Genomic DNA, 12,303 nt, shown 5'->3' with positions numbered 1-12,303 from the left:
TTCAATACACCAAATTTCGCACTGGGAATATTGGACCTTCCTTACATACGCGTGCAAAACGTTCTGTCCCTTCTTCATTGATAACGATCGTACAACCTTTACAGGCGCCGACTCCACAAGCCATATGTGCTTCAAGAGAAGCATATCCTTCAAAACCGTATTGATCCATTAAGCGTTTTACATCACCGATTAACCGTTTTGAGCCGCATACATAAGCAGCATCAAAATGGGTATGCGTCAATTCTTCCTCAAAATAGGAAGTGACCAAACGGCGATCGTCGCAGGATCCGGTAAACTGGCATTCGATGGTTTGAAAATAAGTTGTATCGAATAAGAATTCCGGACGGGCAGCTGAGATAAACACGTGAGCTTCCACGTTTTTCTTCCGAGCATATTCGGCAAGGAATCGCATCGGAGCTGCTCCAACACCCCTCCCGATAATAGCAATGCGCTTAAAGTTTTCTTTCAGCGGAAATGAATTACCCAATGGTCCAAGGATTTGAACTTTATCAGCCTTTTGGAGTTTCTTTAAAATTGCAGTTCCTTCTCCGACAACTTTGTAGAGAATTTCGATTGTCCCGTTTTTATTATCCGTCGAATTGATACTGAACGGCCGCATAAAAAATGGCGTCAGACCTTGCCAATATTTCATCATCACAAACTGGCCTGGCAAAGCGGACGCTGCAATTTCAGGAGCTTCCAGACATACACGTCCATATTCTTTATCAATCTCGTAGTTAGAGACTACCTGACTATCGATATACATATCAGTTTATGCTTTCTTTTCTTTATAAGTGCTTTCGCCAAGATAAGCAGCTCTGATCAACTCATTCTTTAAAAGGTTTTTACCGGTATCTTCCATCACAATATTACCGTTTTTGAGAACGTACCCGCGATCTGCCACACTGAGAGCAATCTTCGCATTCTGTTCCACCAGCAAAACAGTTGTTCCTTTTTTGTTGACTTGTTTGATAATCTCAAAGATGTCCTTCACAATGAGAGGAGCCAATCCGGTTGAAGGCTCATCGAGCATTAACAATTTTGGCTTTGCCATTAATGCGCGGGCAATTGCCAGCATTTGCTGTTCCCCTCCGGACAGTGTTTTTCCGGACTGCTTTTTTCTTTCTTCAAGGCGCGGAAACATGGTGAAGACTTCTTTCATGTCATTTTTTACGCCTTCTTTATCTTTCGCCCGCAAATAAGCACCCATCTCAAGGTTCTCAGTAACCGTCAAATCAGGGAAAATACGGCGGCCCTCCGGTGATAATGATATTCCTCTTTCAACGACTTTTTCAGCCTGCAGAGAAGTAATATCTTCATCAAGAAATTTAATGGAGCTGTTCAGCGTCTTTGGGATTAATCCGGAAATCGCTTTCAGGGTTGTACTTTTGCCTGCACCATTTGCTCCGATAATCGTTACAATTTCACCTGCTTTGACTTCGATGTTAATTCCATGGAGGACCTGAATATTTGCATAATTGACAAAAACATTTTCAAGTTTTAGCATGTTATTACTCATCCTTTCCAAGATAGGCATCGATCACCTCAGGATTACAGCAAATTTCGCCGGGATTTCCATCCGCAATTTTTTGACCAAAGTTTAAGACAGCAATTTTATCTGAGATTGACATGACGACATCCATTTTATGCTCGATGAGTACCACAGTAATTCCACTGTTGCGAATTGCGACGATTCCCTGTGACAAAGTATCCAGATCATTGGTATTCAGACCGGAAGCTGGCTCATCCAGCAACAAAACGCTTGGATGGGAAACAATCGCTCGGGCAATTTCCAGATTCTTTTGAAGGCCATAGGCAAGACTTCCCGCTTTTTCATTGACATAATGTGCCAAATTTAAAAATTCCAGTGTCTCCATGACCTTTTTTCTGGATTCTCGCTCTTCCCTTAATTTATTCGGCAAATTAAGCATCGAACTGATCGGATCACATTTTGTCTTGGTATGTAAGCCTAAAAGAACATTATCCATCACCGATAATTCCCGGAATAAATTGATGTTTTGAAAGGTTCTGGCCAATCCCATATAGGTTCGTTCAAAGGTCTTCATTTTTGTAATATCTTTACCTTTGAAATAAACAGTCCCTTCTGTTGGAGTATAAAAACCGGCAATGAGATTGAACAGCGTCGTTTTTCCAGCGCCATTAGGACCGATGATTGCGGAGATGCTTCCTTCTTCAACAGAAAAATCGACATTGGAGACAGCTTTTAAACCGCCAAAATGGATTCCAATTCCTTTTGTCTCAAGAATGACCATTTTCTCCCTCCACTTTTTCTGTGCTTTTCTTATGAGTTCCCAGCTTCAATGTTCCGCTTAAGAACCCATCAATCCATTCAATTAATCCACCTAATCCTTTTGGTGCAAAGATAATAATCGCAACAATGGCAGCGCCATAAATGACCAAACGAATATTCCCTAGAAAACGTAAATATTCAGGAAGCATCGTCAATATAAATCCGCCTAATATGGAACCTGGAATACTACCGATTCCGCCAACTACCATCATCGCCAGAACTGCCGCGGATTCCGCATTGACGAAAGATTCAGGAGAGACATAGCGAACTTCGTGTCCATATAAAGCGCCTGCAACACCCGCAAAGAAGGTGGCGATCAGAAATGCAATCATTTTAAATTTGGGAACATCCACACCCATCGCTTCTGCGGCAATATCGTTTTCTCGAATTGCCAACATCGCCCGACCAGTACGGGAATTAATCAAATTCCGTGTTAACAGAATTACGATCACCAATACAGCCAATATCAGATAAAAATATTTTGAATAGGGACGCAGGGATATTCCGAAAAATTCTGGTGACGGAACGCCTTTGATTCCCTTTGTACCGCCGGTGATACTGGTCCAATTTAGAAATACCTGGTACATAATTTCGCCAAACGCCAATGTGGCGACAGCAAAGTACATACCGCGTAAACGCATCGTCGGTAAACCCAGCAAAAAGCTGAAAAGAGAAGATACAACACCGGCAAGGATGAAACCAACCCAAACCGACCAGCCTAATCTTGTGACAACTATCGCAGAAGTGTAAGCTCCGATTCCATAGAAAGCGATAAATCCGACCGAGAATAATCCGGTATAGCCAGCAAGGATATTCAAGCTCAGCGTCAGAATCGAAAAAATCATTCCCAAATTAGCCACTTGCAGATAATAGTTGTTGGGAATCCAATAAGGCAATGTCAATACAATCAAAAGAAGGATCCAAATTCGAGATACTCGATAAAGTTTATGGAATGTTTTCATAGGATTATACTTTCCGTGATTCTTTCTTCCCAAGGAGTCCTGCTGGAAGGAAAATCAAAACCAGGAATAAAACGGCGTAAGCAATACCGGCCTGTACCGATGATGAGAAATAACCTGCTCCGAATGATTCCAAAATGCCCAATGAGATACCGCCAATCATAGATCCCGGATTGGATGTGATACCACCCAGTAATGCTCCGGCAAACCCTTTATTCCCCATCAGTGTCCCCAATGTCGGGATAACGAAGAAGACCGGGCAGATCAGCATTCCGGCAAATCCGCCAAGCGCTGAAGAAATAATGAATGTGATGGACATATTCTTTTTCACATTGATGCCCATCAAACGTGCAGCTTCCCGATCCTGAGCGGTTGCACGCATAGATTTTCCGATATGGGTTTGTTTCAGGAAAATGGATAAGAGAATAACCAGACCAAAACCGATCACCGTATTCCAAATATTCTGCGGAATAATTTTCAACTCCCCGATATTAACAGCCGTATTGCCAAAAATACTGGGAAACGGATAAGGATCTGCACCAAAAATAACACGCACTAAATTGCGCAGGAAAATGCCGACACCAATGGTGGCGATCAATCTGCGTGTATTGTTTGCGTCAATTAAAGGACGAAACGCAGAGATTTCAACCAAAAAACCAATAATACAGCACATAATGATTGCGATCGGGAAAGCAATTAATAATGGTAATCCCATATAAACATGGGCTATCAGAATCGCAAAAGCGCCGATCATTACCATATCGCCCTGTGCGAAGTTAAGAACGCCCCAGGCATTGTAAATTAATACATATCCGATTGCAATCAGTCCATAAAGGGCTCCCATTGAGATGCCTTGAATGAGTTGTTGCAGAAAAAAATTCATCTACCTGCTCCTTTAAATCGGTTATACAAGACAAATTTATATCAATAATATTGAAAAGCAATGAGAGGAAGCTAAGCACTTCCTCTCATAATGTTGTTGATTCGTTTTGCACTTTTCATCGAATTGCTTAATAATTCATCAACAGAAAAAGTGCGGAATCAGTGAAATCGAAGAAGTAATTCTTCTTATTTCGCTAATTCGTATTTTCCACCTTCGGTCAGTCGGATAATCAGAATATCACGATTTGCGTCACCGTTCGGGGACATGGAAATGGTACCGGTTGCCAGAGGAAGATCCTTCACAGCCTTAATGCCTTCCATAATTTTTGTATTCTTAAATTCTGGAGCAGCATATTTTAAACCTTCTGCCATAACCATCATAGCATCGTATGCCATCGCATTATTGGAATCAGGAAGTTTCCCATATTCTTTTTCGAATGCATCAATAAATGCAGCTGCGGAAGGTGTAGCTTTTGTTTTATCAGCAAAGAAGGTTTGGGAATTGATAATACCTACTGCTGCATCACCGGCAAGTTCATACAGCTTCTTATTGGTTAAGCCGCCGCCGCCCAGCAGAGGAATCTTCAGTCCAAGATCGCGAGCCTGTTTTGCAATTAAAGCACCCTGCTGATACATGTTCCACATAATCAGAGCTTCTGCGCCGGATTTTTGTACGCTTAAAAGCTGTGGAGTCATATCAAGAGCTGATGGCTCAAAAGCTTCATTAGCGACCAGTTCAATGCCATACTCGTCTTTCAAAACCTTTACAATCACTTCCATTGCGCCAGTACCATAATCATCCGATTGATACATACAGGCAATCTTCTTGATGCCGAGATCATCGACGATATAACGGGCGATTGCGCCAGCCTGCAACAGATCAGATGCCTGAATACGTGCAATCCACGGATTTCCGACGTTTGTGATCGATGCGCCGGAGGAAATCGGAGTGATATGAGGGACTTCTGCATCCCATGTCACTTCCATGGAAGCCAATGTGCAGGAGCTGTTGACAGTTCCAATGACAGCCATAACTTTGTCATCATATACCAGTTTATTCACTGCAGAGACTGCAACTTTCGGGGACTGCTCGTCATCTTCAATCACTAATTCAATCATGCGGCCATCAATACCACCAGCCTCATTGATCTGTTTTGTTGCAAGCTTAATACCTTCAACCATGGTCTGTCCGACCATTGCAGCATCTCCGGATAAAGGACCATAAACGCCGATTTTCAACGGTTCGCCTTCTGCGGAAACACTAAAAGCAAAAACTAATAAACATAACAAACCTAACAGAATTCCCTTTTTCATCAAGTTTCTCCTTTTAAAATTTTTATTTTGTTTTAACAAAATATTCGAAAGTTGTGTCTACATATTGTAGCACAAAAAACACCATGATTTTTTGAAACCATTAATTCGAAATATTGACTTACGATACGAATAAAGAGGGCAAAGCATTATAACCACTGAGAATCCTACCCATATTTCGAATTGTTGTCAATTTGTATATCGATCTATACATGTTTCAGTTTTTCTATTGTATCAAAAAACTTCATTCTGTCAAAGATTAAAAAAGCCATTAATAGCAATTCTTTTTTCGAAAAGAGTCAAGTTCGAGCGAAAAGTTGTATTTTCACTTGCTTTTGCTGAATAATTCTTCCAAAATTTTTCATTTTCACGTCAAAAGTTTCCAAAGCAAGAACAATATTTCCTTCTCCAAAAACAATCAACACTGATTATAATAACAGAGTTATGAAACATGCCTTTCGAATTTTTTTTGGATTAACAACCCTGTTTATCTTTAGTTCCTGTTCGGTTGTCAATAAAATCATATCCAAACCGTCATCGACTCCAACCGCGACAATGACGCCAGTGATTACAGACACTCCTCAAGCCACATGGACTCCGACACCGCCTCCTTCTGTCGGCATTGTTAACCAGATATACATCTGGCAGGAGGATTTTGATTCAACCTTTATGAATCTGCAGCAGGCTTATGAAGAAATCGGATTGAAAGAAAAGCCTGAGGAAGACATTAAAAAAGAAGCGATTGATCAATTAATTGATGAAACAATTTTTCTTTCTGCCGCAAGGGAATCGGGGTTTTCAATATCTCATGAAGAAATTGAACAGAGACTTCAAGACGTAATTGCAGCGACCGGTGACAGCAACGTTGTGAAAAACTGGCAAAATCAATATCATTACTCAGATGAAGGGCTATTCCGTGCTATGGAAAGGGAAATTGCCTCAGCCTGGATGAGGGAAAAAATATTTGCTGAAAATCTGCAAAATATCGAACAAATCCATACGTATCAGATTTTAACAGCAGATATTGAATCAGCACAAAAAGCGAAAGAGAAACTGGATTTGGGTTTGCCTTTTATTGATTTGGCAAAACAATTTGATCCGCTGACAGGCGGTGACATGGATTGGATTGCAAAAGGAATTTTAGTTTATCCTGAATTGGAGGATGCACTGTTTTCTCTTCAGCCTGGAACCTACACAGACATCATAGAAACGAACAATGGATTTCATATTCTGTATGCTGCTGAGATCAGCTCGGATAGAAAAATCAATGAACAATCGATGCAGATTCTTCAACACAAATTCCTGACATCCTGGCTGCAAGAGCAACGAGAAAAAGCTGAAATTCATATTTTTTAAATACACATCAAATTGATAATAAAAAGCATTTTCAAAATGATCATGCGGCTATCAGTAATTAGAAATTTGTAAAAGTTATTGTGAGCAAATCGAGAAACATCGTTGTTATTTGGATCTTGTGCTTCTCACAAAAACAATACAACAATCAAGAAGTCTTCTCGTATTTCGAATCATGAAGCTGCCGTAATCTGTTCTTTGTTTTTCATTTCTTCGAAAGAAAAATTGCAAACTGAATAATTGTTTCGAAAGAGTAACGAAACATTCTCGTAAATGCGGAAAATTTATGGAAAAAACCAGATATGATTCTGATGCGAACGAACGTAAAATCAGACTGAAAAAAAAAAGAAAGACAAAATCCTGCCTGTCGCAACTGATTCTATTATTGCTCATTCTGAGCTTAATTACAGCTGCTATTTTTGTTTGGCTTGTCTCAAAAAGGGATCATCCATATTCAAAATTTTCTGATGTAGAAAAAACGCAATGGTTTGAACAGACTTCAGCCGTCCAATTTTTCACGCCAACAAGCAGTCAGACACCCACTTCAACCGCAACCATACCCAGTCCAACCGTTACACCAACCTTTTCACCGACAAAGACAGTTACGCTGACCGTAACTTCAACTGTGACGCCACTGCTTAAGAGAAAAACTCCGACAAAAACAATCCCATCAAGCACACCGTTAATTCAGTTAAATGCAGAAGAAACAAAAATCATCGGCACTTTAAAAGCCGCAACGGAAACGCTTCCAACTATCACAGCAACACCGGATATGTGGTTTGAAATCATCGGCAAGCCAGGTACAATGGATGCCAATCTGATTTATGAAAACGCAGGCTGTACATGGGCAGGAGTGGGTGGAAATATTACCGATTCACGCGGTGATCCGATCATTGGCATTCGTATTCAAATTGGCGGTTTCGAAAACAATGAAATTCGCGAAGGACTATCCGGGCAGTTCCCTGCCTATGGAGAATCAGGCTTTGAAATCACGATTGCCCGGCCTGTGCGGACTTTTACTGATCCTTTGTGGATTCAGCTTTTGAACGATCATGAAATCCCGATTTCTGAAAAAATCTATTTCAAACCCAGTGACCATTGTGAAAAAAGCCTTATATTGATGAATTTTATCAAGGTTAAGTAACAGATTCCAGCGATATGAAATATAGGAAGAATCATTAGTTGCCGAGTTGTTTTTGGGCACCTCATAAAAACTACACAACAATAAATCGACACAATTGATCCGAAATGTTCGCTAATTTTTCAAATTGCCGGATCTATACCTGCGCTTCATTCCCCATTTTTTCAAGTGATCCGGGGAACCTTTTTTGAATGATGATCAGGAATATGATTGCAATAATCAATTGGGAAAAAATTCCATACAGGAAAATATTTAAACCTGTGCGATCAAATAGTTGACCGATAGTCCAAGGGATTACCATGCTTCCAGTTTCAGAAAACGCAAAAACTATACCGCTCATTTTTCCTGAGAGAATGACTTTCTCCTTCAATAACAGAAGCGTATTCGGAAATAATGGACCTACAGCAAATCCTGTCAGGAGTGTTGCAATCAGAATGATCGTTTGCTGTTTTCTAAAAAAAACAAATCCAAGACTGCTTATCAGCACAAGAATCAGTGATGAACTGACCAGCTTCGCTGGTTTAACTTTCATCGATGCAAAAACTGAGAGAACTCTTCCGACCAGACTGCCTGTCCAAAAAATGGATGTAAAGTATGCAGCATCTGCTTCTTTCATAATACCGCCTGCAAAAAGAAACGTCGATAACCAACTATTGTATGTGCATTCTACGCCGACAATAAATAGCGTAAATAAACCGATCAGTAAAGTCACTTGCCAAATATGAGTTTGAGACTGCGCTTGATCGACGTTTTTGTCAGTGCGCTGAACAGGAATCTCCGGACTGGGAAGGAAAACAAGGAAAAGAGCAACAGGCAGTACAACGAAACCAAGTATCAACAACGTCCTTCCTATAGGTTGCCCGGAATTAAGAGAGGAACCGATTAGTAAAGGTGTAATAATGCAGCCGATCGAATAAAAAACATGAACCAGATTAAGGAATGGTCCGGCATTGTCTTTATGAAGCCATTGAATCAACGTGTTTCCGCCCATATTGACAAAATTCGCGGATATTCCAAGGATGAACATGATCAGGAATAACTGCCATAACACCGATGAGCTGCCGAGCAACGCCAGCATTGCACCTAAAAACAGCAATCCGAAGCTGAGCAGACGGTTGCCCGGGAAACGGTCAAACAGACGAGCCAATAATAAGGAAGATCCAATAAAGCCGAAACTGCGAAACAGAAACAGATAACTGAGAGCTGATATATTTGCCGAAGTAGATTCTGATAGACGGTTAATCAGCGGTCCGACTGCACTGCCTGCAAAACCAAAACAAACGAATGTTAAAAAATAACCGATCGTGATCGGGATGGCCCATTTTTTTCGATTTTGTTCCTTTAAAAACATATTTCCTCACGTTTAAATAAACCTGTCTGGTAATCATACCACCTGTCGAAGTCGTTCGATATCTGATCCAACTTAGCGATCCTAAATATGGAAAATAGTATTTGTTGTTGAGTTATTTTTTTGCAGAGTGTAAAAAACAACTCAACAATAATTTTTTTCTCTTTATGCAAAAGGTATCTCCATATTTCGAATTGCTGGATTTAATTGGAGCAGCAATTCCAAATTTACATCGGCATTTCGAACATAGAATCCTCCCCTTAATTCGAATCGTTGATCGACAGAATTCCATGTAAAATTATTTCTATGATAAGAAAAGGATTACTGATTATTACGCTCTCCTGTACGTTATCCGTTTTTCTGACATCATGCCGGATCGATCCAACGTCGGTTGTCGAAATCGCTTCAGAAATAGCAGCCGTATCTACAGAAATTCAATCTACAATACAGGCGCAACAAACGCCATATCCTTCTCAGACGCATATCATCACCAATACGGCAGTTCCATCCAGAACGCCATCCATTCCAACTGCAGCTGCAAATCACGCGACAATAAGTATGATTTCTACTGCGAAACCAACACAAAACACCACACCAGGCACCGCAACACCTGATATCCGCCCGCTCGCAAAACAGTGGCAGATTTGGCCGGTCATTCCAAAATTAACCGACAATGCGAAAAGAATCTTCCAAAAAGGTGTGAATGAATTTGGAACCAATCCGCATATCTTCTCAAAAATTGGAGACTGCCAGTCAAATCCGAATGTTTTTATGGGTGTTTATGATATGGGGTACGAAGGTCTTCTGGCTGATGAAGATCGATATTTGCAGGAAGCGATTGATTATTATCAGGGGGCTTTTGCAATAGAAAGTCTTGCCGTTCATGATGGTATGAGTGTCGCATCCGTATTGACAACAGCCTGGGCAGATCCAAAAATTTGTGAAAAAGGCGAAAATTCCCTTGCGTGTGAATTGCGGGTACACAATCCATCCATCATGTTTATCAATCTTGGAACAAATTGGATTGCTTCTCTTGAGATGGATGTTTATTATGATTATTTGTCTGAGATTGTTGAATACTTGATTGCCCGCGGCATTTTGCCGATCCTCTCCTCGAAAGCCGATAACGTGGAAGGCGGACACAGAATCAATGAAATCACAGCTCAGGTTGCCAGAGATTATGATATTCCTTTTTTCAATTTCTGGAAATCCGCACAGGGTCTAAAAAATCACGGACTATCTGTCGAAAATCCGATTTACCTTTCTGTAAGTGCATGGAATTGGAGAAATTATCAGGCTTTAAAATTATTACATTCAACAGGAAAAGAACTCGGATTATTTTAGATCACGATCATCATAACCACCGTCCAATTCGGTTGTTATGATGATCTCCTGACAAAGAGAATTGCTTTGCTACGCTTGCCATGATTGTCATCGTACCTGTACGACTCGCATAACAATCTGCCATTGCGAGGAAGATCATAAGCCCGACGAAAAATTTTTTGTATCAGCAAAAAAAGGTTTTCTATGCAGGGCATTTTTATCGTTAATACTTTAAAATAAAAGCCTCTGAAATAATCAGAGGCTTTATCGTGTAAATTAGTGTCTTCCCTATACTTCTATGCGTGGAAGACGGAAATGACTTGAGCTTTTTTCCCCCTACTAGCTGCGAAGTGCTGAATTCCTTAATTTATGCTTTAATTATATTGTCTGACGATTAAATGTCAAGCTGGTTTTATTACATTTTCTGTTAATTTTTTATTAGAATTTTTCTGATTTTTAATTTTCGTGATTTTGCCTCTCCTTCAACCTTCAGGAATTCATGAAAAGTTTTCCGTTTTTCTCTGCGAAATCAGTAATACAAAATATGAATTTGTTGTTAGTACCAATTGCGTAAAACCATCACAACGACAAAGTATCTCTCTCAAATTTTAAAAATTGCTGCTACGAATTGGACTGACTTTCAAAGCGTTTACCCCAAAAGCCAGTTTGTCATCGTTTTTTTTCGATTTTCATTGACACTTCATTCCCTGCGTGATAGAATGTACACGTTGAATTTAAAGACGGGCGTATAGCTCAATGGTAGAGCAGTAGCCTTTTAAGCTATTGGTTCTGGGTTCGAGCCCCAGTACGCTCACACATCCGATCTTTGCTCTCCTTTTTTAAGGAGGGTATTTTTTATTAATTCTTGCAACAGAGAAATGCTCAGAGGTTTATGATGGCAAATACAATTCTCACACGCGAAGGATACGAAAAACTCGTAGCAGAGCTTGACTTTTTACGTAACGTAAAACGTGCAGAAGTTTCCGAAAGACTCCGCAGTGCGATTGAAGGCGGTGGTGATGATCTGCTCGAAAATGCTGAGTATGAGGCCGCTAAAAATGAACAATCGTTCACGGAAGGAAGAATCAAAGAATTGGAGTACCTGGTTGCTGTTGCACGTGTTGTCGATTCATCGGAAAGCAGCGAAATCATTGAAGTAGGTTCAAAAATTGAAATTTCTGAAGAGGGAAGCGATATTGTAGAATCTTACATCATTGTAGGAGCGCCAGAAGCCAACCCGGAAGAAAATAAAATTTCGAACGAATCTCCCATAGGAAAAGCTGTAATCGGACATAAAAAAGGTGACATCGTTCAAGTATCAGCGCCCATCGGATCTTACAATATTAAGATCATTAATATTCATTAAATTGAAACCCGATTCACTTCTAAAAAAGTAAAAAAAATACACGGTAAGTTTTCCGAAATAAAAGGTAATTCGGATTTTAGATTGGCTTTATCAAAAAGAGAACAAATTTGTTTTGTTATTCTTCACAAAGCCAACCTAAATTTTGAATTGCTATGGATCAATTTTCCAGTTAATCAAAATCGATAAAATCTCTCGAAAAGAGAAAGAAAAACTTGGCTTTTTTTGCATGAAGTGAAAAAAAACCAAATTACCAATAATTCATCCCGTATTTCGAATCGATCTGATTGCCCCATCCAGCAATTCGAAAAA

Annotated in this window: 11 protein-coding genes and 1 tRNA gene; 5 read left to right on the top strand and 7 right to left on the bottom strand. The window is 40.1% G+C overall.

Annotation, left to right across the window (positions count from 1 at the left end; all coding sequences use genetic code 11):
* Position 1: 1 nt before the first annotated feature.
* The 6 genes from ATC1_RS04105 to ATC1_RS04080 all read right to left on the bottom strand — a co-directional run bounded on the left by ATC1_RS04105 (position 2) and on the right by ATC1_RS04080 (position 5,466).
* Positions 2–766: a dihydroorotate dehydrogenase electron transfer subunit gene (locus tag ATC1_RS04105; RefSeq protein WP_062278634.1), complete on the bottom strand. Its 765-nt coding sequence runs from the start codon at positions 764–766 to the stop codon at positions 2–4.
* Positions 767–772: 6 nt separating this feature from the next.
* Positions 773–1,507 (bottom strand): ABC transporter ATP-binding protein, encoded by a 735-nt coding sequence (locus ATC1_RS04100; protein ID WP_062278991.1) that lies wholly within the window; start codon positions 1,505–1,507, stop codon positions 773–775.
* Positions 1,508–1,511: 4 nt separating this feature from the next.
* The gene (locus ATC1_RS04095; RefSeq protein ID WP_062278632.1) at positions 1,512–2,273 is read right to left on the bottom strand and encodes an ABC transporter ATP-binding protein; all 762 of its coding nucleotides are present in this window, start codon (positions 2,271–2,273) and stop codon (positions 1,512–1,514) included.
* Positions 2,260–3,273, bottom strand: a complete 1,014-nt coding sequence (locus ATC1_RS04090; RefSeq protein ID WP_062278630.1) for a branched-chain amino acid ABC transporter permease — start codon at positions 3,271–3,273, stop codon at positions 2,260–2,262. The genes ATC1_RS04095 and ATC1_RS04090 overlap by 14 nt, the downstream gene beginning before the upstream one ends.
* 4 nt (positions 3,274–3,277) lie before the next feature.
* The gene (locus tag ATC1_RS04085) at positions 3,278–4,153 is read right to left on the bottom strand and encodes a branched-chain amino acid ABC transporter permease (RefSeq protein WP_062278628.1); all 876 of its coding nucleotides are present in this window, start codon (positions 4,151–4,153) and stop codon (positions 3,278–3,280) included.
* Between the two features lie 185 nt (positions 4,154–4,338).
* On the bottom strand, positions 4,339–5,466 hold the full coding sequence (locus tag ATC1_RS04080; RefSeq protein ID WP_062278626.1) for an ABC transporter substrate-binding protein: 1,128 nt from the start codon (positions 5,464–5,466) through the stop codon (positions 4,339–4,341).
* 441 nt (positions 5,467–5,907) lie between these two features.
* Here ATC1_RS04080 and ATC1_RS04075 point away from each other — a divergent pair, with 441 nt between their 5' ends.
* Complete coding sequence (locus ATC1_RS04075; protein ID WP_062278624.1) at positions 5,908–6,819, top strand: peptidylprolyl isomerase; 912 nt, start codon at positions 5,908–5,910, stop codon at positions 6,817–6,819.
* 283 nt (positions 6,820–7,102) lie between these two features.
* Positions 7,103–7,960 carry a hypothetical protein gene (locus ATC1_RS04070; RefSeq protein WP_062278622.1) on the top strand — a complete coding sequence of 286 codons (858 nt, stop codon included), beginning with the start codon at positions 7,103–7,105 and terminating at the stop codon, positions 7,958–7,960.
* 133 nt (positions 7,961–8,093) lie between these two features.
* On the opposite strand, the gene ATC1_RS04065 is transcribed toward ATC1_RS04070, so the two are convergent.
* Entirely contained in the window at positions 8,094–9,308 is a 1,215-nt protein-coding gene (locus ATC1_RS04065) for an MFS transporter (RefSeq protein ID WP_062278620.1), read from the bottom strand.
* A 303-nt stretch (positions 9,309–9,611) separates the two neighbouring features.
* On the opposite strand from ATC1_RS04065, the gene ATC1_RS04055 reads away from it, so the two are divergent.
* The 3 genes from ATC1_RS04055 (at position 9,612) to greA (ending at position 11,994) form a co-directional block, all read left to right on the top strand.
* Positions 9,612–10,649, top strand: a complete 1,038-nt coding sequence (locus ATC1_RS04055; protein WP_062278617.1) for an SGNH/GDSL hydrolase family protein — start codon at positions 9,612–9,614, stop codon at positions 10,647–10,649.
* A 721-nt stretch (positions 10,650–11,370) separates the two neighbouring features.
* Positions 11,371–11,442 (top strand) — tRNA-Lys (locus ATC1_RS04050).
* A gap of 78 nt (positions 11,443–11,520) precedes the next feature.
* Positions 11,521–11,994: a transcription elongation factor GreA gene (gene greA, locus ATC1_RS04045; RefSeq protein WP_062278615.1), complete on the top strand. Its 474-nt coding sequence runs from the start codon at positions 11,521–11,523 to the stop codon at positions 11,992–11,994.
* Positions 11,995–12,303 lie beyond the last annotated feature (309 nt).

The sequence above is a fragment of the Flexilinea flocculi genome (assembly GCF_001192795.1).
GTDB classification, from domain to species: domain Bacteria; phylum Chloroflexota; class Anaerolineae; order Anaerolineales; family Anaerolineaceae; genus Flexilinea; species Flexilinea flocculi.
The sequence above is the reverse complement of the archived record's forward strand: the minus strand, read 5'-3'. Positions and strand labels throughout refer to the sequence as shown.

Bases quoted from the DNA above. Each gene is read 5' to 3' on its own strand.
- ATC1_RS04105 (WP_062278634.1), bottom strand. From the start codon at position 766: ATGTATATCGATAGTCAGGTAGTCTCTAACTACGAGATTGATAAAGAA.
- ATC1_RS04100 (WP_062278991.1), bottom strand. From the start codon at position 1,507: ATGCTAAAACTTGAAAATGTTTTTGTCAATTATGCAAATATTCAGGTC.
- ATC1_RS04095 (WP_062278632.1), bottom strand. From the start codon at position 2,273: ATGGTCATTCTTGAGACAAAAGGAATTGGAATCCATTTTGGCGGTTTA.
- ATC1_RS04090 (WP_062278630.1), bottom strand. From the start codon at position 3,273: ATGAAAACATTCCATAAACTTTATCGAGTATCTCGAATTTGGATCCTT.
- ATC1_RS04085 (WP_062278628.1), bottom strand. From the start codon at position 4,153: ATGAATTTTTTTCTGCAACAACTCATTCAAGGCATCTCAATGGGAGCC.
- ATC1_RS04080 (WP_062278626.1), bottom strand. From the start codon at position 5,466: ATGAAAAAGGGAATTCTGTTAGGTTTGTTATGTTTATTAGTTTTTGCT.
- ATC1_RS04075 (WP_062278624.1), top strand. From the start codon at position 5,908: ATGAAACATGCCTTTCGAATTTTTTTTGGATTAACAACCCTGTTTATC.
- ATC1_RS04070 (WP_062278622.1), top strand. From the start codon at position 7,103: ATGGAAAAAACCAGATATGATTCTGATGCGAACGAACGTAAAATCAGA.
- ATC1_RS04065 (WP_062278620.1), bottom strand. From the start codon at position 9,308: ATGTTTTTAAAGGAACAAAATCGAAAAAAATGGGCCATCCCGATCACG.
- ATC1_RS04055 (WP_062278617.1), top strand. From the start codon at position 9,612: ATGATAAGAAAAGGATTACTGATTATTACGCTCTCCTGTACGTTATCC.
- greA (WP_062278615.1), top strand. From the start codon at position 11,521: ATGATGGCAAATACAATTCTCACACGCGAAGGATACGAAAAACTCGTA.